At 72.4% G+C, this 24,897-nt stretch carries 20 protein-coding genes; 7 read left to right on the forward strand and 13 right to left on the reverse strand.

Annotated elements, in window-relative coordinates; all coding sequences use genetic code 11:
- Positions 1-20 precede the first annotated feature (20 nt).
- On the reverse strand, positions 21-857 hold the full coding sequence (gene nudC / locus HJG52_RS07490) for an NAD(+) diphosphatase (protein WP_346767611.1): 837 nt from the start codon (positions 855-857) through the stop codon (positions 21-23).
- A 131-nt stretch (positions 858-988) separates the two neighbouring features.
- Here nudC and HJG52_RS07495 point away from each other — a divergent pair, with 131 nt between their 5' ends.
- A complete protein-coding gene (locus HJG52_RS07495; protein ID WP_171242827.1) occupies positions 989-2,644 on the forward strand; it encodes a phosphotransferase in 1,656 nt (551 codons plus the stop codon).
- 94 nt (positions 2,645-2,738) lie between these two features.
- Here HJG52_RS07495 and HJG52_RS07500 read toward each other — a convergent pair whose 3' ends face one another.
- The 5 genes from HJG52_RS07500 to moeB all read right to left on the reverse strand — a co-directional run bounded on the left by HJG52_RS07500 (position 2,739) and on the right by moeB (position 11,573).
- The gene (locus HJG52_RS07500; protein ID WP_240977193.1) at positions 2,739-3,212 is read right to left on the reverse strand and encodes a hypothetical protein; all 474 of its coding nucleotides are present in this window, start codon (positions 3,210-3,212) and stop codon (positions 2,739-2,741) included.
- Positions 3,213-3,248: 36 nt separating this feature from the next.
- Entirely contained in the window at positions 3,249-6,707 is a 3,459-nt protein-coding gene (locus tag HJG52_RS07505; protein WP_346767612.1) for a UvrD-helicase domain-containing protein, read from the reverse strand.
- On the reverse strand, positions 6,704-9,856 hold the full coding sequence (locus tag HJG52_RS07510; RefSeq protein WP_171242828.1) for a PD-(D/E)XK nuclease family protein: 3,153 nt from the start codon (positions 9,854-9,856) through the stop codon (positions 6,704-6,706). Before HJG52_RS07510 ends, HJG52_RS07505 begins: the two co-directional genes overlap by 4 nt.
- A 146-nt stretch (positions 9,857-10,002) precedes the next feature.
- Complete coding sequence (locus HJG52_RS07515; RefSeq protein WP_171242829.1) at positions 10,003-10,356, reverse strand: MGMT family protein; 354 nt, start codon at positions 10,354-10,356, stop codon at positions 10,003-10,005.
- A 5-nt stretch (positions 10,357-10,361) separates the two neighbouring features.
- Entirely contained in the window at positions 10,362-11,573 is a 1,212-nt protein-coding gene (gene moeB / locus HJG52_RS07520; RefSeq protein WP_171242830.1) for a molybdopterin-synthase adenylyltransferase MoeB, read from the reverse strand.
- Positions 11,574-11,681: 108 nt separating this feature from the next.
- Here moeB and HJG52_RS07525 point away from each other — a divergent pair, with 108 nt between their 5' ends.
- The 3 genes from HJG52_RS07525 to HJG52_RS20680 all read left to right on the forward strand — a co-directional run bounded on the left by HJG52_RS07525 (position 11,682) and on the right by HJG52_RS20680 (position 13,097).
- A complete protein-coding gene (locus HJG52_RS07525; protein WP_171242831.1) occupies positions 11,682-12,344 on the forward strand; it encodes a TetR/AcrR family transcriptional regulator in 663 nt (220 codons plus the stop codon).
- Positions 12,345-12,405: 61 nt separating this feature from the next.
- Complete coding sequence (locus tag HJG52_RS07530; RefSeq protein WP_171242832.1) at positions 12,406-12,630, forward strand: DUF3107 family protein; 225 nt, start codon at positions 12,406-12,408, stop codon at positions 12,628-12,630.
- A gap of 191 nt (positions 12,631-12,821) precedes the next feature.
- Positions 12,822-13,097, forward strand: coding sequence for a GlsB/YeaQ/YmgE family stress response membrane protein (locus HJG52_RS20680; RefSeq protein ID WP_346767613.1), 276 nt, complete (start codon positions 12,822-12,824; stop codon positions 13,095-13,097).
- A gap of 90 nt (positions 13,098-13,187) precedes the next feature.
- Here HJG52_RS20680 and HJG52_RS07540 read toward each other — a convergent pair whose 3' ends face one another.
- The gene (locus tag HJG52_RS07540; protein ID WP_206069975.1) at positions 13,188-13,880 is read right to left on the reverse strand and encodes a ferritin-like fold-containing protein; all 693 of its coding nucleotides are present in this window, start codon (positions 13,878-13,880) and stop codon (positions 13,188-13,190) included.
- Positions 13,881-14,125: 245 nt separating this feature from the next.
- Between HJG52_RS07540 and HJG52_RS07545 the strand changes: the two genes are divergently transcribed.
- Positions 14,126-15,679, forward strand: a complete 1,554-nt coding sequence (locus HJG52_RS07545) for a DEAD/DEAH box helicase (RefSeq protein WP_171242835.1) — start codon at positions 14,126-14,128, stop codon at positions 15,677-15,679.
- Positions 15,680-15,805: 126 nt separating this feature from the next.
- Here the strand turns inward: HJG52_RS07545 and HJG52_RS07550 are convergent, their stop codons facing one another.
- Positions 15,806-16,585: a ParA family protein gene (locus HJG52_RS07550; RefSeq protein ID WP_346767614.1), complete on the reverse strand. Its 780-nt coding sequence runs from the start codon at positions 16,583-16,585 to the stop codon at positions 15,806-15,808.
- 271 nt (positions 16,586-16,856) lie between these two features.
- Between HJG52_RS07550 and HJG52_RS07555 the strand changes: the two genes are divergently transcribed.
- Both HJG52_RS07555 and HJG52_RS07560 read left to right on the forward strand, forming a co-directional pair.
- Positions 16,857-17,783 carry a helix-turn-helix domain-containing protein gene (locus tag HJG52_RS07555; protein ID WP_171242836.1) on the forward strand — a complete coding sequence of 309 codons (927 nt, stop codon included), beginning with the start codon at positions 16,857-16,859 and terminating at the stop codon, positions 17,781-17,783.
- The gene (locus HJG52_RS07560; RefSeq protein ID WP_171242837.1) at positions 17,776-18,711 is read left to right on the forward strand and encodes a hypothetical protein; all 936 of its coding nucleotides are present in this window, start codon (positions 17,776-17,778) and stop codon (positions 18,709-18,711) included. Before HJG52_RS07555 ends, HJG52_RS07560 begins: the two co-directional genes overlap by 8 nt.
- Here the strand turns inward: HJG52_RS07560 and HJG52_RS07565 are convergent.
- From HJG52_RS07565 to HJG52_RS07585, 5 genes are all read right to left on the reverse strand, one after another.
- On the reverse strand, positions 18,649-19,587 hold the full coding sequence (locus HJG52_RS07565; protein WP_346767615.1) for a RecB family exonuclease: 939 nt from the start codon (positions 19,585-19,587) through the stop codon (positions 18,649-18,651). The genes HJG52_RS07560 and HJG52_RS07565 overlap by 63 nt on opposite strands.
- A 10-nt stretch (positions 19,588-19,597) precedes the next feature.
- Positions 19,598-20,215, reverse strand: coding sequence for a MarC family protein (locus HJG52_RS07570; RefSeq protein WP_171242838.1), 618 nt, complete (start codon positions 20,213-20,215; stop codon positions 19,598-19,600).
- Entirely contained in the window at positions 20,212-21,063 is an 852-nt protein-coding gene (locus tag HJG52_RS07575; protein ID WP_171242839.1) for a PHP domain-containing protein, read from the reverse strand. The genes HJG52_RS07570 and HJG52_RS07575 overlap by 4 nt, the downstream gene beginning before the upstream one ends.
- 109 nt (positions 21,064-21,172) lie before the next feature.
- The gene (locus HJG52_RS07580; RefSeq protein WP_171242840.1) at positions 21,173-22,012 is read right to left on the reverse strand and encodes an ABC transporter ATP-binding protein; all 840 of its coding nucleotides are present in this window, start codon (positions 22,010-22,012) and stop codon (positions 21,173-21,175) included.
- Positions 22,013-22,016: 4 nt separating this feature from the next.
- Entirely contained in the window at positions 22,017-24,857 is a 2,841-nt protein-coding gene (locus HJG52_RS07585) for an ABC transporter permease (RefSeq protein WP_240977730.1), read from the reverse strand.
- Positions 24,858-24,897 lie beyond the last annotated feature (40 nt).

Consider the following 24,897-nt stretch of genomic DNA (forward strand, 5'->3'; position numbering starts at 1 on the left):
CGGAGACCAACGGGCGCTGCTCACGCCACGTCGAGCGGGTGGCCGAGCCAGTGCTCGACGAGCCGGCGTGAGATCGACAGCCGGCCCGACGCCGTCACCGAGCCGTCCGCGACGGCCGCGCGCAGCTCGTCGCGGGTGAACCAGCGCGCGTCGGCGATCTCGCTCTCCTGCAGCTGGAACGTCGTCGGACCGTTGCCCGCGACCCGGGCGGTGAACCCGACCATCAACGAGGTCGGGAACGGCCAGGGCTGGTCCCCGAGGTAGGCCACGTCCGTCACCTCGAGCCCGACCTCCTCCTCGACCTCGCGGGCGACCGCCTGGGCGAGGCTCTCGCCGGGCTCGAGGAAACCGGCGAGCACCGAGTAGCGCCCCGGCCCCCAGCCGGCACCCTGCGCCATGAGCAGCCGGTCCTGCTCGTCGACGACGGACATGATCACGGCGACGTCGGTGCGCGGGTAGTGCTCGCTGCCCTCGACGGTGCACCGCCGCAGCCACCCCGCGTGGGTCGGCTCGGTCGGTGCACCACAGCGCGAGCAGTGTCCGTGGGCGCCGTGCCAGTTCGCGAGCGCGAGCGCCGTGGCGAACAGGCTGGCGTCGAAGTCGGCCAGGTCGGCCGCGGCCTGGCGGATCGTGCGCTCCCCCGGGGTCTCGTCCCCTTCGACGGGTCGGTCGCCCACGACGGCGAGGTATGCCGTGCCGTCGCCGTCGCTGCCGAGGTAGAGCCCCAGGCGGCTCGCGTCGTCCGGCTCCGGTGGTCGCAGGGCCAGTCGGAGCCCGCCCGGGGTGTCGTCGACGGCGACCCGGTCGCCGTGCAGCTCGAAGACGCGGGTGGCGGGATCGGCGAGCAGCTTCGGCACGAGCTCGGGGTCGGTCCGAAGGTCGGCGCGACGGTCCGGGCCGGGTCCGGTGAATGTCAGATTTGCGAGAGTTTCGGCGGAGCGGCCCACGCCTCCACCCTAGGCGCGCCCACACGGCATACGGTGAAGGGGTGGATCGCAGCCCCCTCTTCCTCGCCGCCCTGGCCAGCGCCGCGGTGCCGGGACTCGACCCGGCGAGCGTCGAGGCGCTCCCCGGCGCGCCCGACCACCACTACGACGTCGCGTTCGTCCAGGACACCCAACACCGGCGCTGGGTCGTGCGCGTCCCGCGCAGCCAGGCCGCGTCGGCCCAGATGGAGTCGACGTTCAGCCTGCTGACGTTGCTGGCGCGGCGGTTGCCGTTCAGCGTGCCGGTGCCCAAGGGGTACGCCGCGTTGAAGGAGGGCGGCCGTGCCGCGATCTACCCGTACCTGCCGGGACAGAACCTCGACTTCTCGCGGCTGCCGGGCGGGCCCGGGCTCGCGGCCGAGCTGGGGCGGGCGATCGCCGCGCTGCACAACGCCGACCACCAGCTGTTCGACGAGGCGGGCATGCCGGCCTACGACGCCGACACCTACCGCACCCGTCGGCTGAGCGAGCTCGACCGCGCCGCCGCGACGGGCCACGTGCCGACGACGCTGCTCTCGCGCTGGGAGCGTCAGCTCGAGGACGTCACGCTGTGGCGGTTCGCGCCGACCCCGACCCATGGCGACCTCACCGGCGACCAGGTGCTCGTCGTGTTCGACGGTGATGACGCCTCGACCGGGCGGGTGAAGGCGTTCACCGGGTGGGAGGACGCCAAGGTGGCCGACCCAGCCGACGATTTCGCCGCGCTCGTGGCCGAGGCGCCGGAGGGTGCCGTCGAGACCGTGCTCGAGGCCTATGCCCACGCCCGGTCGGAGCGACCCGACCCGAACCTGCTGCAGCGGGCCCGGCTCTCGGGCGAGATGCAGGTGCTGTCCGCGCTGATGACCGCGGTGGCCGGCGGGGACCGACTGCTCGTGGAGCGGCACTCGGTGGCGCTGCGGCGCCTCGACGACCGCGTGCACGAGGAGGAGGCGGCCAAGGACGACTACCGCCGCGACTCGATCACGCCCGCCCGGCCCAAGGCGCCGGTCGCCGTCCCACCGGTCGTCGTCGACGACGAGGACGACGACGCCCAGGACGACGTCGAGGTGATGTTCGCCCCGACTGCCGCTGGACCGGACGAGCCGGACGCGCCGGAGAAGTCCGACCGGGCCGAACGGTCGGGCAACGTCGACCGGACCGACGAGGCCGATCGGTCCGGCGAGGCCGATCAGTCCGCCGATCACTCCGACGAGGTCGATCACTCCGATGTGGGAGAAGGCTCCGACGGCGCCGAGCAGTCCGATGCGGCTGACCGCTCCGAGACGTCCGACCACGCTTCCTTCGCCGACGACACCTCCCGCGCTGGTGGCGGCGCGACCGATGGGCATGCGACCCAGGAGATCCCGCAAGGCGGCTCCGGCCAGGCGGCCAGCGGGGCGACTCGCGCATCCGACGAAGCGGGCGAGCCTGCCGACGATGCACCAGCCGAGGACATGCCCGCCGACGACGAACCCACCGACGACGCGCCTGCGGATGGCGACCCGGTCCAGGACACGGCGACGCGGCGTGACGAGCTGCCCAGGTCCTCGGCGGGCGCTGCGGAGGTCACCACCGAGATCGACCTCGAGAGCCTGCGCGTGCCGCCGACCCACGACCCGACGACCAACGTCCAGGGCGAGGACCCCGGCCCCGAGTTCGAGCCCGGCTACCGTCCCTGAGGCGAACCGCCCCCACTCGTTGCCGGCCAGACGGCATACACCCCCGAAACCGGGCCCCCCGTGCCGAGCCACCGGCAACAAGTGCAGCGAGCCGTCAGGGACGACGTCGCAGCGGCGTTCCGTCCGGGTCGTCGAGCCGCGCGCCCAAGCGGTCGAATCCGCGCCGGATCATGACTCCGTAGGCGTCGTCGGCCAAGGCACCGAGCGTCGCTCGTCCCCGGGTGAGGTGCTCGCGCGCCCTGCCCAGGTCACCGCGTCGCAGGTAGCCGTCGCCGAGGTTGAGGTGCAGCGACGGTGCGAACCCGGCAACCGAGGTGATGCCCAGGCCAGCGACGTCCTCGTCACGCAGGTGCGGCAGCTCGGCGAGCGCCCTTTCGTCCCAAGCGATTTCGATGTCGAGGTCATCCTGCAGGTCGGCCAGGTAGTGCGCCACCACGCACCTCACCGCGTGGTCGTCCGACGAGGTGGCGGCCCAGCACTCCTCGAGCGCAGCCTTGCCCGCCTGCACCTCACCGCTCTGGGTGAGCGCCACCGCGTCGGTGACCTGCGTCCACACGATCCCTGCCACTGCCGCTCCTTCGTCGTCCAATCCCCGGTTACCCCGTCAGTCGGGGACGGTGCCCAGCAGCTCGACGAGGTCGGCCTCACCGGGCAGATCGGGCCACACGGTCTCACCGGACCCGGCGTAGTAGAACGCGCCGTCCACCTCGTCGACCTCCAGTCCGCGCAGCCGGGCATAGGCGACCCGGTATGCCGCGAGCTGGAGTGCGCGGATGCGTGCCACCTCGCCGGTGGGTTTGGCACCGGTCTTCCAGTCGACGATCGTGAACCCGCCGCCCTCCCGGGGGAACACCGCGTCGATGCGGCCGCGCACCGCGATCCCGTCGAGCACCGTCTCGACCGCAATCTCGATCTCGGTCGGCACGCGATCTGCCCACTCGCTGGCGAGGAACTTCTCCCTCATCGCCGGCAGCTGGTCGTCGTCCGCCGGTTCCTCGTCCGCGCTGCCGGGCAGGTCGAGCAGGTCGACCATCGCGGCTCGCGCGTAGTGCTGCTCGATCCACGCGTGGAATGCGGTGCCTCGCCGGGCTGCCAGCGCCGGCGCCTCGGGCATCGGCCGTCGCAGCCCCAGCGCGAACCGTTCAGGGTCGGTTGCGAGCGCCACCACCGCGGAGGCCGACAGGTGGCGCGGCATCTCCACGACGAGCTCGCTGCGCTCGGCCAGCCGGCGTCGCTCCGCCAGGAGCAGGTCGACCTCGTGCAGCACGCTGACCCCCTCACCGGGGACGGGCAGCAGGCCCTGCTCGGGAGCCTGCGCCAGAGCGGGGGGCGCGCCCGCGGCATACGCGTCAATGGCCTCACGCACGGCGGCCGCCGCCCGGGAAAGGGACGCACGACGCTCGGCCAGCGGGTCGGCGGGCCACTGCACGACGACCTGCTCGGCCTCGAGCGGGTTGGTGATGTCCGGGTCGTCGGGGTCGGGCAGGTCGACCCACTGGAGGCGACGCACGGCCGGGTCGCCCGCGACCTCACCGGCGCCGGCCGCCACGTCGAGCAGGAACCGCGAGGTCACCCGCGGCGACTTCGCCGTGCCCCAGACGTGCGCCGTGAGCAGCATCGCCCGCCGGGCCCGTGTGAAGGCGACGTAGGCGAGCCGACGCTCCTCCTGCATCGCGTGCTCACCACCGCGCAGGTAGAAGTCCTCGACCTTGGTGTTGAAGTCCTTGTTGTCGGTCGCGCCCTCCCAGTCGAGCAGCGGCAGCCCGGCCGAGTCGCCCCGCAGGGCATAGGGAATGCCGCCACCGGACAGCCCACCGAGCCAGCCACGGTCCTTCGGCACCGAGGTGGTCCACTCGCCGTTCTTCGCCGTGGTCACGGCCGACGACAGGTCGGGGAACGTCGCCTCGACGAGCCCCGGCACGGCCACGGCATCCCACTCCAGGCCCTTGGCCGCGTGGACGGTGAGCACCTGCACGGCGTCCTCGCGGGGTTCGGTCCACCCCTTGTCGAGGCCGCGCTCCTCGTCGAGGGCGGCCTTGAGCCAGGCCAGGAACCCCCCGAGGTTCGGCCGGTCGGCGCTCACCGAGAAGTTGGCTGCCACGTCGGCGAACGCGTCCAGGTGGGCGCGCGCCGCGGACGGCGTGTATCCCGGTCGGGCGAGCACCTCGATGTCGAGACCCAGGGCCCGCTCGGCCTCACCAACCAGGTCGGCCAGCGGCAGCGCGGTCAGCCCCCGCATCCGCCGGATCGTGTGCTGCAGGTCGCGCAGCCGCTCGAGCGCGACCGCGCCGATGCGCCGGCCGTCCCAGCTCACCCAGCCCGCGGGCGGCAGGTCGTCGACCGCCTCGACGATGCTCGCGGTGTCGGCGGCATCGGGGGCCTGGTCGCGCACACGCCCGACCACCGCCTCGTCACCGCCGTCCCCGAGCTCGGGCGAACCGCCCTCGGCGGCGTCGGCATCCGCGGCCTCCTGCTCGGGCCGACCGTGCCCCAACCGCACCTCCTGCTGGTGGCGCGCCCACGCCATGAGCCCGTCGAGGTCGGCCGCGCCGAGGTGGCACAGGGGGCCCGTCAGCAGCCGCATGAGCTGGTCGCCGCGGGTCGGGTCATGGACGACGTGCAGCAGGGCGGTGATGTCCTCGACCTCGGGCGTGAGCAGCAGGCCGCCGAGCCCGACGACCTCGTAGGGGATCTCGTGACGCTCGAGCGCGTCGATCACGGGAGCGAACAGGGACCGCTTGCGGCACAACACCGCCCGCGTCTTGGCTCCGGACTCCCCTTGTGCCGCAAGCCAGTTCGCGACGACGTCAGCCTCGTCACGAATCGTCTCGAGCCGAGCGACCTCGACGACACCCGGCCCGGCGCCGGGGCGCGGGTCGAGTGGTTCGACCGGGACGCTGGACCGGTCGCGCAGTGGGGCGGCCACCAGGTTGGCCACCTCGAGCACCCGCGCGTCGTTGCGCCAGCTCGTGGTGAGCGGCACCTGGGTCACCGGCGCCTCGGTGCGGCGGAAGGCGTGCCGGAAGGCGGACAGGGTGGTCGCGCTCGCCCCGCGCCACCCGTAGATCGACTGGTGCGGGTCACCGACCGCCGTCACCGGCACGGGCTCCCCCGGCGCCACGAACAGGGCCTGCAGCAGCTGGAGCTGGGCGTCGCTGGTGTCCTGGAACTCGTCGAGCAGCACCGCCCGGAACCGGTCCCGCTCAATCGCCCCGATGTCGTCGAACCCCCGCGCCAGCCGCGCCGCGAGGGCCATCTGGTCGGCGAAGTCCATCGCGTCCCGCTCCCGCTTCATCGCGAGGTAGCGCTCCACGATCGGCATCACCCCCGCCCGGGCGCGCAGGTTGTCCAGCGCCTTCTTGGACTCCGCCATCAGCCCGACGGTCTTGGTCGCCCCCTGCGGCAGGGCGGCGAGCGCCGCCTCCACCCGGTCCACGTAGGCCGTGACGTCAGCGGGCGTGCGCAGGTGCTCCGCGAGCTCGCCGGCGAGGTCGACGACGGCACCGATGACGGTCGCCTCGGCGCCCGCCACGTCGTCCATGGGGCCGTCGTAGGCGGCGACCACCTCGGCGGCGTACTGCCACGCGGCGGCCTCGGACAGCAGCCGCGACTCCCCCTCGTACCCCAGCCGCAGCGCGTGCTCGCGCACCAGCCGGCCGGCATACGAGTGGTAGGTCGACACGGTCGGGGTGCCGCCGAGCACCTCGGCGCCGGTCTCGTCGTCGTGCGCGCGCGGCTCCCACACGCCACGCGCCTGAAGTTGCCTCAGCCGCAACCCGATTCGTTCGGCGAGCTCGGTCGCGGCCTTGCGCGTGAACGTCAGACCCAGCACCTGGTCGGGGTCGACGAACCCGTTCGCGACCAGCCACACGACCCGGCTCGTCATCGTCTCGGTCTTGCCCGACCCGGCGCCCGCGACGACGAGCAACGGGTCATCGGGCGACGCCTCGATGACCGCCGTCTGCTGGGCAGTCGGGCGGGGCAGCCCGAGCGCGTCGGCCAACGACGCAGCGGTATGCCGCGGGGCTGCCACCGCGCCCACCTCACCGGTCGGCTCGCTCACAGGACCCTCCCCTCGGGCTGCGCCGGGCACGCAGCCTTGACCGCGCAGAGCTTGCAGTGGTCGCCCACCTTGGCGAGGAACACCGGTCGCGACATCTCGTCCGCCGTCGACGCGACCAACTGCTCGGCCCACGTCGGGTCGTCCGCCTCGGCCAACGGCGGCTGGGGCTGCACCTGGTGGTTCTTGCCCGCAGCCTTGCCGATCTGGAGCAGCGCGGCGCCCGTGGACCGCTTCTCCTCGCCGAAAGCACCCCGCTCCACCGCCAGCTGGTAGACCCCGAGCTGCGGGTGCAGCGGCAGGTCGTCGGACTTGGGCTTGCTGCTGCCCGTCTTGTAGTCGACCACGCGCAGACCGGACCCGTCGGTGGCGCGCTCGAGCCGGTCGACTCGCCCGCTCACGACGGCACGGCCGAGGACGACCTTCATCGCGACCTCGGCCCCGACCTTCTCCCAGCCCTTGGCCCGCGCCTCGTCGAAGTAGCCCGCGAGCCGGCCGACCATCTCGTGCGCCTCGGCGCGCTTGCGGTCCGAGACCCAGCCACGCGGCATACCGAGCCTCGCCCACCGGGCGTCGACCTCGGCAGCCAGCGTCTGGGCGTCGACGTCGCCCAGCTCGGCCGCGATGTCGTGCACGAGGGTGCCGATGTCGGCAGCGCCGACGCGCGGCCCGTCGCCACCGACCGTGCTGAACAGCCAACGCAGCCCGCACTGCCCGAACGACTCGACCTTGCTCGGGGAGACGCGCACGTCCCGGTCCTCGTCGCGCAGCGGCCGGTCGTCGGAGACCACGCGCATCGCCCACCACTGCTCGGGGTCGGCACCCGCGACGCCCGCGTCGGCCAGCCGGGCGAGCGCCGCGACGGCGGTGAGGCGGTCGTCCTTGGTGGGCCCGTCGACGAGCTGGCGGCGCAGCTCACCGACGAGCGTGGGCAGCGTCATGGTGCGGCCGACCTCGGTGAACCCGCGGTCGCCGTTCTCGGACCGTTCGATGGTGTCGGGGTCGACCACGTCGAGGTAGACCGACGGCTGCTCGTCGTCGCTGCGCACCGCGGTGACGACGACACGGTCCGTCGCGCGGGTCAGGGCGACGAGGAAGAGCCGGGTCTCGTCGTAGCGCACCGCGGCCTGCGCCGCCCGGAACCGCGAATCCCGCCCGGCGACAACGTCGACGAGCTGCTCCGAGCCGAGCAGCGACCCGCGCAGCCGCAGGTCCGGCCACACGCCCTCCTGCACCCCGGCGACGATGACGAGCTGCCACTCCTGCCCGGCCGCGGCCTGCGGCGTGGTGACGGCGACCGACTCCCCCGACGGCGAGCGCGCGACAAGGGTGTCGCCGGGGATGTCCTGGCTCTCGATGTGGCGCAGGAACTCCTCGGGCCCGAGCCCCGGCATCCGGTCGGTGAACTTGGCCGCGGCGTCGAACAGCCCCACCACGGCGTCGAGGTCGCGGTCGGCCCGCGCCCCGCCCTGCCCGCCGGCGAGCGCGGACGCGCGCCACTCCTGGGCGATGCGGGTCGCCGACCACATGGCCCACAGCACCGACTCGGCCGTGACTCCGGGTGCCCAGCGCTGCCCGGGCTGGTCACCCGGTCGGGCCGCCTCGAGGCCGGCCCGGATCACGGTGGTAAGTCGGCGGGCCGGGTTGGCCTCCATGCCGAGGTCCTGGAGGTCGCCGGGGTTGAGCAGCGCCTGCGCCAGCAGCTCGTCGCTGGTGCGGTCGCCGCCGGACTCGAGCTCTGCCCGACGCAGGGCGCGGCGCAGCCGCCGCAGGCCGACGGCGTCGGCACCCCCGAGCGGGGAGGCGAGGGCGTCGACCGCCACCTGCGGGGGCACCGCGTCGGTGGCTCCCTGCGCGAGGTCGAGCACCACCTGCAGCAGTGCGAGCAGCGGCCGCACCGCCACCTCGTCGCGCACCGGCAGGTCGGCGCTGGCACCGGTGACGGGCACACCTGCCGCACTCAGCACCCGGCGCAGGGTCGACGTGCGCCCCTGCCCGCGGACGATGACCGCCATCTGCGACCACGGCACGCCGTCGCGCAGGTGTGCCTCGCGCAGCTCGGCGGCGACGAGCGCCGCCTCCTGGCTCACCGCGCGCAGCAGCCGCACGTCGACCGTGCCACCGCTGCGTCCCGGCCGGCTCTGGCGCTGGGCGCCGCCGCCGAGAGCGGCGATCTTGGGAGCCACGCGGGCGGCCGCCGCGTGGACGGCCTGCGGCAGCCGGTATGCCGTGGGCAGCACGAACGTGGGCCCCTCGCCCAGGGCTGTCCAGCCGTCGGCGAGGTAGCGCGGGTCGGCGCCGCGGAAGGTCTGGACGGCGCTGTCGGGGTCGCCGATCAGGACGACGTCGATGCCGGGGGCGACGACGGTCTCGAGCAGCCGCACCGCGGCCGCCGTGAGCTCCTGTGCGTCGTCGACCACCACGAGCCGCAGCGAGTCCCGCACCCGCTGCATCGCCTCGGGCGTCTCCTCGAGCAGGTCGGCAGCGGCACCCAGGATCCACGCCGGGTCGTAGGCGCCGGGGGCTGAGAGCGCGGTGACCTCGTCGTACTCCTCGAGCACGTCGGCGGCCGCCACCCAGGCGGGCCGGTCGTGCTCGGCGCCGAGCCGGCGCAGGTCGTCGGCCTCGAGCCCGTGCTCGACGGCGCGCATGAGCAGGTCGCGCAGCTCACCACGAAATCCCTTGGTGGGCAAGGCTTCTCGCACCTGCTCAGGCCACGGCGGGCTCGGTGTCTCACCGCTCGCGTGACCGGCGAGCAGCTCGCGCAGGATGACGTCCTGCTCGGGGCCGCTCAGCAGCCGCGGGGTGGGGTCACCCCGCAGGGCCGCGGCCTGGCGCAGGAGGCCGAACCCGAACGCCTGGTGGGTGCGCGCCAACGGCTCGGTGGAGGTGCGGTCCAGCCGGGCGGTGACCCGCTCGCGCAGCGCGCCGGCGGCCAGTCGCGAGGAGGTGAGGACGAGGCACTGGTCGGGCCGCAGGCCGTCCCGCTCGACCCGGTCGACGACGACCTCGACCGCGGTCGTGGTCTTGCCCGTGCCCGGCCCGCCCAGGACGCGCAGCACCGCCCCGCGGTGCTCCACCGCGGCGCGCTGGACCTCGTCGAGCGGCGGCGGCTGCACCACGAGACTCGGAGCACGACGCAGGACGACCACGACCCCATCCCATCACCCGGCGCCGACACGCTCCCGGCGACACCACGGCATACCCACTTTGGCCCAAAGTTCGCCCTGGACGGGAAGGTTCCCAGCACTGGCGAACTTTGGCCCAAAGTTCGCGGCAGGCAGGCCGGCCGGTCGGCTCAGGTCGGTGATCCGGGCTGTGGCTCCGGACCCTGCCAGCGGGCCAGCTCGAGGTCGACCCGCCGACCGAGGGCGCCACCCACCAGGGGCGTCGCCTCCTCGCGCCAGCGCGCCACCGCCTCGTCCTCCAGCCCCTGCGGCGGGTAGCCGCCCGCGCGGATCACCCGCCACCACGGCACGTCCGACCCGTAGTGCGACATCACCCGCCCGACCGACCGCGGGCCGCCGCGCCCCAGCATCTCGGCGAGGTCGCCGTAGGTCACGACCATCCCCTCGGGCACCTGGTCGACGAGGTCGAGCACGTCGTCGGCGAACTCGTCCGGCAGCCCGAAGTCCTTGTCCCGCGTGACCATCCGCGTCAGTAGGTCGGCAGGGACGGGTCGACGTCGCGCACCCAGGCCAGCACCCCGCCGGTGAGGTTGGTGACGTCGTCGCGTCCGGTCGCGGCGAGCAGCCCCGCGGCCTCCGCGGAGCGCGCGCCCGACTTGCAGTGCACGACGACGGGTATGCCGCGGGGCAGCTCGGGTGCGGCCGTCCCCTCGCGGAACCGGTCGAGGTGGATGGGGACGGCTCCCGGGATCGAGACGACCTCGCGCTCGCCCGGCTCGCGCACGTCGACGAGCACGAAGTCGCGCTGCCCGGACTCGCGCTCGGCGAGCATCGTCGCCAGCTCGGTCGCCGAGACCTCACCGAAACCGGCCTCCGGGGCGGCGGAGTCGACGTCCGCGCCCCCGGAGGCACCCGGCATACCGCAGAATTGCTCGTAGTCCACGAGCGACGTCACGGTCGGCGACTCGCCGCACACCGGGCAGTCCGGGTCGGCCCGCACGGTGAGGCTGTCCCAGCTCTGGCGCAGCGCGTCGTGCACGAGCAGCCGTCCCACCAGCGGCTCACCCTCACCGGTGATGAGCTTGACCGCCTCGGTCACCTGCACCGACCCGATCGACGCACACAACGCCCCGAGCACACCGCCGGTGGCGCACGACGGCACGGCATCGGGCGGCGGCGGGTCCGGGAAGACGCACCGGTAGCACGGCCCCACCCCGGCGAACCACACCGACACCTGCCCGTCGAACCGGTAGATCGACCCCCACACGTGCGGCAGCCCCAGCAGCACACAGGCGTCGTTGACCAAATACCGCGTCGCAAAGTTGTCGGCCCCGTCGAGGACCACGTCGTAGTCGGCGAGGATCTCCAGGGCGTTGTCGGCCGAGAGCCGCACGTCGTGCCGCACGACCTGCACGAGCGGGTTGACCCCGGCGACGGTCTCGGCAGCCGACTCGGTCTTGCGCCGCCCGACGTCCTTGACGCCATGGACCACCTGGCGCTGCAGGTTCGAGGCGTCCACCACGTCGTCGTCGACCACACCGATCGTGCCGACACCGGCCGCCGCGAGGTAGAGCAGGGCGGGCGACCCGAGGCCACCGGCACCCACGACGAGCACCCGCGCGTTGGCCAGCCGGCGCTGCCCCTCGAGGCCGATCTGCGGCAGCAGGATGTGCCTGGCGTAGCGCGCCTTCTGCTCGGCGGTCAGCTCGGGGCCGGGCGACACCAGCGGTGGAATGCCCATGGACGTCACGGTACCCGCGCGTATACCCGTGCGTACCATGGCCCCGACACCGCCGTCCCGGCCCACCGGCCGACGCCACGACGTGACGGCTCGACCAGAGAGGCACCCATGTCGCTCGCCGACCAGCGCACCGAGTCCGGATCCCGCCAGCCGGGCCAGCGCATGCCCCGCTCCGCACGCCGGGCCCAGCTGCTCGACGCCGCACAGGCCGCGTTCGTCGAGTCCGGTTACCACGCCGCCGCCATGGACGACATCGCCGACCGCGCGGGCGTTTCCAAACCCGTTCTCTACCAACATTTCCCGGGCAAGCTCGAGCTCTACCTCGCGCTGCTCGACAAGCACAGCGAAGCCCTCGAGGAGCTCGTGCGCGAGGCGCTGGCCGAGACGAGCGACAACAAGGAACGCGTCTACGCCACCATCAACGCCTACTTCGACTTCGTGGCGCGCGACGGCGCGGCGTTCCGCCTCATCTTCGAGTCCGACCTCACCAACGAGTCGCTCGTGCGCAACCGGCTCGACGCGGTCGGCCTCGTCTGCGCGGAGATGGTCGCCGAGGTCATCGCCGAGGACACCGGGCTCACCGACGAGGACGCCTCGCTGCTCGGCATGTCCCTCACCGGCATGGCGCAGGTCGCTGCCCGGCACTGGCTCGCCCAGGGCTCGGAGGTCCCCAAGGAGGAGGCGGCCCGGCTCGTGGGCGCGCTCGCGTGGCGGGGCCTCGGCTCGTTCCCCAAGGTGGGCGGGGAAGGAACCGACGCACCCGCTCGTTAGGTTGGTGCACTCACGCACGCGGTATGCCGCGTGCCCAGCTTCGAGAAGGAAGGCCACCGCTGTGGAGGTCAAGATCGGCGTCCAGAACGTCGCCCGCGAGATCACCTTCGACACCGACGCCAGCGCCGAGGAGGTCGCGGCTGCCGTGACCGCCGCGGTCGAGAAGGGCAGCGCCCTGACGCTGACCGGCGAGAAGGGTCGTCAGCTGCTCGTCCCGGCGGGCGTCATCGGCTACGTCCAGCTCGGCGAGACCGAGAAGCGCGGCGTGGGCTTCGGCAACATCTGACCGATCCTGTTATGGTCGTCCGCGCATTGCCGGTGGAACCGCTTGCACGGCTCTGACCTGCAGGTTTACCCACCGGTTGTCATCAGTCCGTGACCCACGGTGCGGCATGTCTTCCGTGCAAAAAGCGTGCGGGGCGTGTTGAGTGGGTAATGCACGGCATCGGGTACTTCGTGTCTCGAAACATCACGAAAGTGAGGCAACAAGTGGAGATCATCGGTCTCATCATCGCCGGCGCCATCATCGGTGCACTGGCCAAGCTGGTCATGCCGGGCAAGCAGGCCGGCGGCATCATCGTCACCATCATCCTGGGCATCCTCGGGGTCCTGATCGGCTACTACCTGGCCGCAGCCCTCGGCGTCGCCGCCACCTCCGGCATCGACTGGATCCGCTGGATCATCAGCATCATCGTCGCGGTGGTCCTCATCGCGATCTACGGTGCGGTGACGGGTCGACGCAGCAACGTCTGACGCGCCACACGGCATACCGGAAGGGCCGGCTCCCCACGCGGGGGCCGGCCCTTTCCATGCGTGCCGCACGCTGTCCCTCGTGCGCCCCCTTCACGCGGCGAGGCCGAGGCGTCCCATCCGGCGGGTGTGCTCGTCGGTGAGCCGGGCGAACATGCGGCCCAGCTCGGCGAGGTCGGCGCTGGGCCGGTCGGGCGCACCCACGCCACCCACGAGCAGCGAGGACAACGCGTCGCGCTCGACCGCGACCTGCTGCGCCTGCGACAGCGCCTCCCCCACGAGCCGGCGGCCCCACAGCGCCAGCCGACCGGCGATCTTCGGGTCGGTCTTGATGGCCTCCCGCACGACCTTGACGACGAACTCGGCCTGCCCGACGTCCTGCATCGCGGAGTGGACGAGGTCGCGGGTCGAGGGGTCCACGTAAGCCGCGATCTCGCGGTAGAAGTCGGTCGCGATGCCGTCGCCGACATAGGCCTTGACCAGGCCCTCGAGCCAGGTGCTGGGCCGGGTGCGCTCGTGGAACGCGTCGACCGCCGCCACGAACGGCGCCATCGCCTGCTCCGGGTCGATCCCCATCTCCGACAGCCGGGCGACGAGCATCTCGTAGTGCCGGAACTCCCCCACCGCGAGCGCCGCGACCGACGCCTTGAGCGGCTGGGTCGGCGACACGTCGGCGTCGGCGGCGAGGCGCATGAATGCCGTGAGCTCGCCGTACGCGAGCGCGCCCAGCAGGTCTCCCACGGCCTCGCGGTACTGCGGGTCAGCGAGCCAGTCCTCGGTCGTCATGGCGCCAACCCTAGGGGGCACCTCGGTGAGGCGTCGGTATGCCGCGGGGGCACGCGGCATACCCCCTCACCACCGCGGGTGGTCGGGACCGGCGCCCCGCACCGGTAGACTGACGAGGTCAACGGTGCCCGGTCGGCACGAATCTGCGGCGGACCCGACGTCCGCGCCCCCTTGAGAAGACCTCCGATCGGCCCACAGCGTGCGCGCTGCGCCCCTTGCCGGCGCGCCCCGATCGAGAGAACTCCATGACCGACCAGACCATCACGTCCAGCGAGCCCGTGCCCGCCGAGACGACCTTCGCCGACTTCGACATCCACCCCGACATCGTCGCCGCCCTGCGGGACGCCGGGATCGTGACGCCCTTCCCCATCCAGGCCATGACGCTGCCCGTGGCGCTGTCCGGCCACGACATCATCGGCCAGGCCAAGACGGGCACCGGCAAGACGCTGGGCTTCGGCGTGCCGATGCTCAACCGCACCATCGCCCGCGGTGACGACGCCTGGGACTCCTACGCCTACGCCGGCAAGCCGCAGGCCCTGGCCGTCGCACCGACCCGTGAGCTCGCCGTCCAGGTGGCCGGCGACCTCGAGCGCGCCGGCAAGAAGCGCGGCATCCGCGTCCTCACCGTCTACGGCGGCCGCGCCTACGAGCCGCAGATCGACACCCTGAAGAAGGGCGTCGAGGTCGTCGTCGGCACCCCGGGCCGGCTCATCGACCTGGCCCAGCAGGGTCACCTCGACCTGTCGCACGTCAAGTCCGTCGTGCTCGACGAGGCCGACGAGATGCTCGACCTCGGCTTCCTGCCCGACGTCGAGAAGCTCCTCGCGATGACGCCCGGCTCGCGCCAGACGATGCTGTTCTCGGCCACCATGCCGGGCGCCGTCGTCGCGCTGGCCCGCCGCTACATGAGCCAGCCGACGCACATCCGCGCGATGGGTGACGACCAGGAGAACGCCCACACCGTCAAGGCGATCGAGCAGTTCGTCTACCGCGCCCACGCGATGGACAAGGTCGAGATGCTGGCCCGCATGCTCCAGGCCAAGGACCGCGGGCTCACCATCATCTTCAGCCGCACCAAGCGGACCGCGGCCAAGGTCGCGGACGAGCTGACCGAGCGCGGGTTCGCCGCGGCCGCGATCCACGGCGACCTCGGCCAGGGCGCGCGCGAGCAGGCGCTGCGCGCGTTCCGCAACGGCAAGGTCGACATCCTCGTCGCCACCGATGTCGCGGCCCGCGGCATCGACGTCGAGAACGTCACCCACGTCGTCAACTACCAGTGCCCCGAGGACGAGAAGACCTACGTGCACCGCATCGGCCGCACCGGCCGCGCGGGCAACACCGGCATCGCCGTCACCTTCGTCGACTGGGACGACATGCCCCGCTGGGGCCTCATCAACAAGGTGCTCGACCTCGGCATCCCCGAGCCGGAAGAGACCTACTCCTCCTCCGACCACTTCTACGAGCAGCTCGACATCCCGCGCGAGGCCAAGGGTCGGCTCCCCAAGTCGGCGCAGAAGCTCGCCGGCCTGGACGCCGAGGTGCTCGAGGACCTCGGCGAGACCGGCAAGTCCAGCGGTCGTCGGCCGCAGGGCGGTGGCCGGTCCGGTCGCGGCCAGGGCGGCCGCGACGGTGGCCGTGACGGCGGACGTGAGGGTGGCAACCGCAGTGGCGGTCGCGACGGCGGTCGCCGCCCGCAGGCCGGAAGCGAGTCCGGTGAGGGCTCGGCCAAGCCGCGTCGCAACCGCAACCGCCGCCGCACCCGCGGCGGCAAGCCGGCCGGCGAGTCCACCCAGGGCTGAAGCGAGGCAGCCGCGGGGCCGGACTCCGCGGCATACGCCGACACAACGGCGGTTGCGCGACAAACCCTGGAGCAATTGCTCGGGGGTGGGCCGCGCAACCGCCGTTGTGCGTGGGCCAGCCTGCTGTCAGAGGCGCTTGGCGAGTGCCTGGGCGACCTCGCGGTATGCCGTGGCGCCCTTGGAGGTGCGTGACGTCGCCAGGATCGAGCGCCCCACGGCCGGTGCCTCGGCGAACCGGATCGTCTTGGGAATCGGTGGCTCGAGCACGGGCAGGTCGTAGCGCTCCCCGACGTCGGCGAGCACCTCGCGCGCGTGGTTGCTGCGACCGTCGAACAGGGTCGGCAGGATGCCGAGCACCTGGAGGTCCTTGTTGAGGATGCGCTGCACGTCGGCGACCGTGTCGAGGAGCTGGCCGACGCCGCGGTGGCTGAGCATCTCGCACGGCATGGGGATGACCAGACCGCGGGCGGCCGTGAGGGCATTGAGGGTGAGGACGCCCAGGCTCGGCGAGCAGTCGAGCAGGACGACGTCGTAGTCGTCGGCCACCTCGTCCAGGACCCCCTTGAGGACGTGCTCACGTCCGGGGCGCGGCATCAGCATCGACTCGGCGCCGGCGAGGTCGATGACGCTCGGGACGAGGTCGACCCCGTCCTCGCAGCTGACCCGCACCTCGGCGATCGTGGCCTGCCCGAGCAGCACCTCGTTGATCGAGGACTGCACCTCGTCGGGGTCGACGCCCAGGCTGAACGTCAGGCACGCCTGGGGGTCGAGGTCGACGAGCAGCACCCGTTTGCCCTGTTCGGCGAAGGCTGCGCCGAGGGACGCCACCGAGGTCGTCTTGGCGACGCCGCCCTTCTGGTTGGCCACCGCGACGACGGCCGGGGTCCTGCTACGTGTCCTCGCCACGGGCGACGCCCTTTCGGTGCGGGTGTGCTGGGTGCGCGCTGCAGCTCCAGTGTCGCAGGCCGGGCGACGAGCGAGGTGCCGAGGTCCCCGTCTCCCGTCCTCGCCCCCTGCGGCGGCACGTACCTCGACACCTCGCTCAGCCAGCAACCTAATGACGCGCCATTCACACACCGCAGGTTCGTGTGTGAACGGCCCACGGTTAGATTCACCCCACCATGAATGACCGGTGCTGCAGGGGTGCCGGTGACGGTGCGCGGAGCAGGGGGCGCTGGTGGCGGTTGTTGACGAGACCTCGGGACGGTCGGCGTTCGCCGACGACCTGCGGCAGGCAGTTGCCAACAAGGGGCTGAGCCTGCACGAGGTCCAGGCGCGGCTTGCGGAGAGCCGCGTGACCGTGAGCACGGCGACGCTGAGCTACTGGGCTACGGGGCGCAGCCAACCGCAGCGGGCCGAGTCGTTCGAGGCACTCGCCGTGCTCGAGCGTCTCCTCGACCTGCCCGCCGGCCGGCTGGTCGACCACTTCGTGCCGCCCGCCAACGACGCCCTCGCCGGGCTCGTGACCTGCGCCGACCTGCCCAGCCCGTGCACGGTGCAGGCCGCGGTTCTGGCCGAGCTGGGTTGCGCCCCACCGCTGCACGCCGTCGAGGAGGTCGTGCACCTGGCGGTCGACGTCGACGGCTCGGGTGCGACGCGGGCGATCACTGCGCGGCGGGTCATCCGCGCGCTGCGCGACGGCGTGCGCCATGTCCCGGTCCTCGCCCTGGTCAACCCGTCCGACGACGACGCACGGCCGAGCGTGGCGAAGGTTTCCGGCTGCACCGTGGGACGCACCGCTTGTCGGCCGGACGAAGGGGTCTTCGGCGCGGAGCTGCTGCTCGACCACCCCCTCGGCGAGGGTGAACGCACCGTGATCGAGCACGAGATCGTCTACCCGTCCCAGCTGTCGGCGGGCCACTACCACGAGTACCACGCCCGGGGCCGCGTCAACGCCGCCCTGGTCTGGGTGCGGTTCGACCCGGCGCACCCGCCGCGGGCCATCCAGTCCTACCAGCGCACCATCGACGGCACCGTCATCCTGGACGGCTGGCTCGAGGACGGTTCACCGTCAGCGCACGTCTTCGAGCACCGCTTCGGGCCCGGCACGCTCGGGATCCGGTGGGAGATGGGAGATGTGAGCGAGGTCGATCGCGATGAGTGAGGAGCGCTGGACCTCGGGTGACAGGTGGCCGCCGATGGGTGACCGCAGGGCAGTGCCACCGCGCGACCTCGATTTCAGCCAGGCGTTGTCGTGGGCACTCGAGCGCCGGGGCTGGAGCCTGGCCGGCCTCCGCGACCGGCTCGCAGCGCGCGGCACCCCGGTCAGCGTGGCGACGCTGAGCTACTGGCGTTCCGGTCGCAGCCAGCCCGAACGCGCGACGTCGCTCGACGCCCTCGCCGAGGTCGAGGACCTGCTGGCGCTGCGCCACGGCGAGCTGTCCGACCGACTCGGCCCCTCGCGCCGGGTGCCGCCGTCGCGCATCCCCCCGTTCGCCGGCCGGGTGGACGTCCAGCCCCTCCTCGAGGCCGCGCTGGCGGACGTGGGCTGTCCGCTGCCGCAGCCGCTGACGGAGGAGTCGGTGCAGCACCTGCTCGAGCTCGACGCCGAAGGCATCCCCAGGACGTTGGCGTTCCGCCAGGTCATCCGGGCCATGGCCGACAACGTGGCAGCGATGCCGACCATGGTGGTCGCCCAGGAACCCGCGGGCGACGACGCGACCTTCCACGTCGTCGCGGGTGGTCACCTGGGTCGGGAGGTGCACCGGCGCGAGGACGGGATCTTCGTCGCGGAGGTCGTCTTCGACCGTCCGCTGGAGCGGGGCGAGACGACGATCGTCGAGGTGCGCATCGACCTGCCCCGTGACCTGTCCAACGATGAGTTCTACGAGGCGTATGCCGTGCGGCGGGCCGGTGAGGTGATGGTCTGCGTGCGCTTCCACCCGGACCGGATGCCGGCCACCGTGCAGCGCTACCGGGTGGTCGACAGCGTCACGATTTCGGAGGACGAGTCGCCCGTGCGCTCCACCTCACACGTCTACCTGGCTCAGGACTTCGGGCCCGGGGCGCTCGGCATCCGCTGGCGCTGGTGACCGTTCCGGCGCAGTGGCCGCCTGCGGGTCGTCCTCCAACGCGGCCCAGTCCGACTTCTCGGGTCCGGCAGCCTGCCCCGCCGGGCAGTGCGCCCGGAAGTCGCACCACTGGCACAGCGGCCCGACGCGTGCCGGGAAACGCCCCGAGTCGATGCCGAACTGCGCGTAGTCGTCCTCCGCCCTGCGCGCGTCCGCGGCGATCGACTCGGCCTCGGCGAGCTTGCGCTGCAACGACTCCGGCGTGTGCTCGTGCGCGGCCACGGTGCCCGACGGCACGTGGTGGAGCTCGACCCGCGTCGTCCGGCGCCGGAACATCTTCCACGCCGCCGCGGCATACAAGGCCATCGGCAGGGAGGTGCGCGCGTCGTCGTCGGTGGGCACTCCACGGCTCGTCTTGTAGTCGACCACCACGAGCTCGGAGCCGCGCTCGTCGAGCCGGTCGATGCGCCCGGACATGGCGATCGCACCGGTCTTGAGCGAGACCGTGCGCTCGATGCCGAGGGGCTGCGTGGCCGGGTCGACGTCGTCGAGGTATGCCGTGACGTCGGCCTGCGAGCGCCGGCGCCACGCCTGCGAATGGCCGGCGTCGCGGAAGCCGACGTCGATCCACGAGGTGCGCACCAGCTCGGCGCCCGCCGCCGGGGTGCGCTCGGGCACCGGCAGGTCCCACCAGTCGCGCAACGCGTTGTGGACGGCCACTCCCAGCGAGGTGTGCGCACGTTGCGGACGGGCCACGGGCGCCGGCCGGTCGAGGTACTGCAACCGGTAGCGGCGCGGGCAGTCGACCCACGCGAGCAGCTTGGAGGGTGACGCGCGGAAGAGGCGCCGCGGCATACCCGCGAACTCTCCCTGCACACCCACCTGCCCCTCGCTCACCGCCCCCACGCTAGGCGGTGCCGGTGACAAAGGCGCGGATGCTGTCGGCGACCATCTGCACGGCGATGGCGGACAGCAGCAGTCCGGCAATCCGCGTGAGCAGGACGGTGCCGGAGTCCTTGAGCAGGCCGTGCACCTTTGAGGCGAACCGCAGGAAGAGCCAGACGACGACCAGCGCGGCCACGAGCGCGACGGCGACCGCGAGGTACTGGCCGGCCCGGGTCGAGCTCTGGACGGCGAGCATCGTCGCGACGATTGCACCCGGCCCGGCGAGCAACGGGGTGCCGAGCGGCACGAGGGCGACGTTGACGCCGGCGTCGGCGTGCTGCTCGGACTCGGCTCCGGTCAGCAGCTGGAGGGCGACGATGAGCAGCAGCAGCCCGCCCGCGCCCTGGAGCGCGGGGAGCGAGATGTGCAGGTAGCTGAGGATGTACTGCCCGAAGACCGCGAACGCGGCGATGACACCGAGCGCGACGAGGGAGGCACGGCGGGCGGCCGCGATCTTCTGCTTCTGGGTCAGGGACCCGGTGAGGGCGAGGAAGATCGGCAGTGCGCCCGGCGGGTCCATGATGACGAGCAGGGTGACGAAGACCGAGCCGAACAGCTGCGGGTCGAAGAGCGAGCTCACGGCCGCACCACCTCGACACCGCTGGTCGCCTGGCGCTCGATCTCTTGCAGGACAGCCGGATCCGTCGTGTTCTCGCCGAGCCGGTTGAGCTTGCCGGTGCCGTGGTAGTCGCTGGAACCAGTGACGAGGAGGCCGAGCTCGTCGGCCAGCTCGCGGCCGTGGGCGCGTTGCTCTTCGGTGTGGTCGCGGTGGTCGACCTCGAGCCCGGCGAGGCCGGCCCGCGCCATGTCGGCGATGACGTCGTCGTCGACGGTCCACCCGCGCGCGGCGGCGAACGGGTGCGCCATCACCGGCACTCCCCCGGCGGCGCGGACGAGCTCGACCGCGCGGACCGGGCTGGGCGCGTAGTGCGAGACGTAGTACCGGGATCCATTGCCCAATATGTCGGCGAAGGCGGCGTCGCGGGTGGGCACGACGCCGACCGCGACGAGCGCGTCAGCGATGTGGGGCCGCCCGAGCGTCGTGTCGGCACCGGCCTGCGCGCGGACCGCCTCGACGGTGACCGGTATGCCGTCCGCGGCCATCCGCTCCACCATGCGTTCGATCCGGGTCACCCGGGAGTCGCGCGCCTTGTCGAGCTCGGCCCTGAGCGCGGCATGGTCAGGGTCCGGGAGGTAGCCGAGCAGGTGGACGCTGATTCCCTTGTGGCTGCATGAGATCTCGACACCCGGCACCAGAGTGACCCCCAGCTCAGGTGCCGCGGCCACGGCAGCCGGCCACCCGGCATACGTGTCATGGTCGGTGAGCGCGACGACGTCCAGACCCGCGCGCGACGCCTCGGCGACCACGTCCTGCGGCGGCTGGGTGCCGTCGCTCGCCGTGGAGTGGGTGTGGAGGTCGATGCGCACGGCCCAAGGGTAGGGGCTGGCCGGCACGGACCGTGCCCGGAGGTTCGAGGGGTCACGGCGCGCTGAGGATCGCGCGCCCGTTCAGCGAGCCGTGACCCCTCGACTCGGCTCAGCCGAGGCGTTCGATCGACTCGAGGGTCTCGGCGGTGGAGCGGTCGCCGGCGACCTGTTGCACCTCGATGACCTGGCCGTCGCGCAGCCGGACGACCGTGTCGCAGCGCGCGGCGAGGGTGAGGTCGTGGGTGGCGAGCAGGAGGGTGGTGCCGCGTTCGGCGCGCAGCGCGAGCAGGAGGTCGACAATCTCCTCACCGGTCCTCGTGTCGAGGTTGCCGGTGGGTTCGTCGGCGAGGATCACCGCCGGGTCGTGGATGAGGGCCCGGGCGATGGCGACGCGCTGCTGCTGGCCACCGGACAGGTGCGACGGCACGTCGTGCTCGCGCCCGGCGAGGCCGACCATCGCCAGCAGGTCACGCGCCCGCGCCTGCTTGTCGAAGTCGACCTTGAGCGGCAGGACGGGCGTCAGGACGTTGTCGAGGGCGGTGAGGGCCGGGAGCAGGTGATAGCGCTGGAAGACGAACCCGACAGTGCGCCGGTATGCCGCGAGCTTGCCTCCCGGGAGCGCCGTCACCTCGGTCTCGCCGACCGTGATCGTGCCGCCGTCGGCCTTCTCGATCGCGCCGATGAGGTGGAGCAGCGTGGACTTGCCGGAGCCGGAAGGTCCGGTGAGCGCGACAGCCGAGCCTGCGGGCAGGTCGAGGTCGACGTGGTCGACGGCCGGGACGACATTGCCCGCCGCGGCGTCGAACGTCTTGACCAGGTTGTGCGTGCGGACCGGTGCGCCGTGCCGGGTGGCATCCGTGGCTTCGGTGGCCCGGTCGCGGCGCGACGGGGCTGAATCGGTCTGCGTTGTCTCGGTCTGGGTGGTCTCGGTCCGTGACGTGTCGGTCATGACGTCATTCCTCTTCGGCGAGCAGGGCGGCGGTGGGCAGGCGACGCATGGCGGTGACGGGGACGAGCAGCGCGAGCAGGGTAACGAGGATGCCGATGCCCGCCGCGACAGCCCCGGCTGTGACGAGGCCGGGTGGCAGGTCGGCGGCGAAGACGGCTGTGACGGCGACCCCGATGGCGGCACCGGTCAAGGCACCGAGGACGCCGATGGTCAGGCCCTCCCAGGTGACGACGCGGGACAGGGCGCGTTCGGTCCAGCCGAGGGCGCGCAGGGTGGAGTACTCACCCGCGCGTTCGCGCACCCCGAGGTAGAGCACGTCGGCGGTGGCGAGCGCCCCGAGGGCGATGGTGGCGATCACCGCGACGTAGTCGACTCCCCTGACCTGCAACGTGATTGCGTCACCGAGCAGCGTGCCGACAGCAGCCCCGCGGAACGCCTGGGTGATGCCGAGCAGCACCGTCAGCGCCGCGACCCCGACGGCGAGGCTGACGACACCGAGCAGTGCGCGACCCGGCACCCGGCGCAGGTTGGACCACGCCATGCCGCGCAGGCTGCGCAGCCTGGTCGGGCGCTTGGGGGCCGTGACGTGGGGACGAACCGCGTCGGCCGGGTGGGAGCGAGCCGCGACCCGGGCCGGCCAGAGCCCGGCGAGTACGGCGAGCACCACCGCTGCCGGGATGGCGAGCAGGGCGCGCCACGGCGAGAGCTGGATGCCGGCGAGCGCGGCGATGGGCCACGACAGCGCGGCACCAGCAAGGCCGGCGAGCAGCCCGGTCAGCGCGAGCTCGCCCAGCACTGCACGGAACACCATGCGTCTCGACCAGCCCAGCGCGGCCAGCACCCCGAGCTCGGTGCGGCGCGAACGCACCGCCGCCGACGCGGCATTCGCCAAGAAGAGGGAGCACACGACGAGGATCAGGCCGAAGAGGACCATGCTCTTGCGGTCGACCGCCTGGAGCAGCGCGACACCGACGCCCTTGAGCACCCAGCCCTCGTCGAGGTTGAGCGCCGGGCGGCCGAACTTGCCTGCGGGGAGGGCGACTTCGACCGGTGTGGGTGAGGAACCGACGACGATGTCGACGTCGAGTCCGGTGCTGTCGGTGATCGACTGGGCGACCTTGCGGACGCGTTCGCGGCTGATCGGGTCGATGCCGACGACACCGTCGACACGCACGCGGATCGAGCCGATCGGCGCCTTGGCGGCCTTGGCCATCGTCGGGTAGGCGTCCTTGGCGGTGAAGGCGTCCATGGCGGCGATGCTGGTCAGCATCATCGGCGGCTCCTGCGCGTACCCGAGCATGCTGCCGTTCGGAGCTAGGGTGCCGTCCTTCAGCGCGGCCAGGGCGGCGGCGTCGGCGCCGGTGAGGCTGCTCGGCCGGTAGAGGCTGAGGGGCACCGCGGCGAGGTCCTTGCCCTGGTCAACCTTGAGCGGGTCGAACCGCCCCACCACCTCCCACCGCGGGATCTTGAAGAAGGGGTCGCCCTTCTTGCCCTGGTTGTTGCCACCGTGGTGCTCGAGGTCCCGGAACGGCACGTCGAGGGTCTCCGACAACGGCTGGAACAGGGACGAGAAGCTGGAGTAGTCGAGCGTCGTCGGGTCGAGCTGCTTCGCTTGCACCGCAACGGATCTGGGGCCCTTGGGCGTGATCGTGGGCGGGCTAGCCGTCCACAGGTCGCCGAAGTAGTCGAACTCGCCCTCGGTCTGCGTGCCGGGCGGTTCGATGCCTGGCAACCGCTCGAACGCCTGCTGTCCGGTGATCGAGGTCGAACCGATCTCTCTGCCCTTCTGGGCGAGCAGGGCCGGCCGCAGCTCGGCCGGAGGCAGGTTCTTCGTCATCGCCGTGACACCGGCGGCCCCGAGGTCGCTGACCGTGATCTCGTCGGACCCCGTGGCGAAGGTGCGTGAAGCCATGAGGATCGGCACCTGCTTCTCCTGCAGGCTCGGTCCGTCCGTACCGCCGCCGTCACCGAAGGGCCCGGCAACCGCCTTCCACGGCTCGGCGTCCTCCAGGTACCTGCCCTCCGTCACGGCACCGTCGAGGCCCACGAGCTCGGCCTCGGCCGCAGGGTCGACGGCAGCCACGAGGTAGGGCAGGGACAGCGGGATCTGGACCGTGACGTCCTTGCCCTTCTCCGGGTTGAGGCGTCCCTGGACCACCCCCACCTTGCCGCGCTGCCAGCAGGTCGTCTCGGTCCGCACGTACTCGCTGAACGGCCCATTGATGACGCTGTCCCCCGCCGTGGTCGTCTCGGTGCTGTCCCACGGGCACAGCGTGACCTTCTTCCCGCCGACCACCTCGGTGGGTCCGTACGGGTTCGGGAGGCCCTGCCCGTCCGCCGGCACCAGCGTGATCTTGTCGTCCGTGACGTAGACGAAGAACGTGTGCTCGCCCGGCACCGTGGTCAGACCGGAGTCGACCTTCCTTGCCACGTCCACACGGAGCACCTTGCGTCCGGAACCCGGCGCACCGGCATACCGACTGAGGTCCACCGGCACGTGCACGATCTGCATCGCGTAGCCGATGATCGCGGCCGGCGCGGCGATGTCGACCCCCTCGAGCGCCTTGATCCGCTCATACTGCGCCATGGTGATCCCGCCCGACTGCCCGGACAGGTAGCTCTCGCGCACCAGCCCCTGCGTCTGCTCCAGCTTCGTGGCAGCCCCAGAAGGCCGCACGAGGATGTCGTAGGCCGGCCGGAAGTTCTTGGCCACCTCGCCGCGAACCACGAGCCGCGACGTGTCCGACGCCCCAGTGAGCACCGTGAACGCCGTCGTCGCGACGAGCATGCCCAGGAACAGCGCCAGCGTGCGGCTCGCCCGGTGCACGAGCTGGGAGCGGATCATCCGGAGCACGCGCTCACCATGCCCGATACCTAGTGACTAT

Origin of the sequence: Knoellia koreensis (assembly GCF_013041615.1) — a bacterium.
GTDB lineage: Bacteria > Actinomycetota > Actinomycetes > Actinomycetales > Dermatophilaceae > Pedococcus > Pedococcus koreensis.

Bases quoted from the DNA above. Each gene is read 5' to 3' on its own strand.
- HJG52_RS07515 (WP_171242829.1), bottom strand. From the start codon at position 10,356: ATGGTCACGCGGGACAAGGACTTCGGGCTGCCGGACGAGTTCGCCGAC.
- moeB (WP_171242830.1), bottom strand. From the start codon at position 11,573: ATGGGCATTCCACCGCTGGTGTCGCCCGGCCCCGAGCTGACCGCCGAG.
- HJG52_RS07525 (WP_171242831.1), top strand. From the start codon at position 11,682: ATGTCGCTCGCCGACCAGCGCACCGAGTCCGGATCCCGCCAGCCGGGC.
- HJG52_RS07540 (WP_206069975.1), bottom strand. From the start codon at position 13,880: ATGACGACCGAGGACTGGCTCGCTGACCCGCAGTACCGCGAGGCCGTG.
- HJG52_RS07545 (WP_171242835.1), top strand. From the start codon at position 14,126: ATGACCGACCAGACCATCACGTCCAGCGAGCCCGTGCCCGCCGAGACG.
- HJG52_RS07560 (WP_171242837.1), top strand. From the start codon at position 17,776: ATGAGTGAGGAGCGCTGGACCTCGGGTGACAGGTGGCCGCCGATGGGT.
- HJG52_RS07580 (WP_171242840.1), bottom strand. From the start codon at position 22,012: ATGACCGACACGTCACGGACCGAGACCACCCAGACCGAGACAACGCAG.
- HJG52_RS07585 (WP_240977730.1), bottom strand. From the start codon at position 24,857: ATGATCCGCTCCCAGCTCGTGCACCGGGCGAGCCGCACGCTGGCGCTG.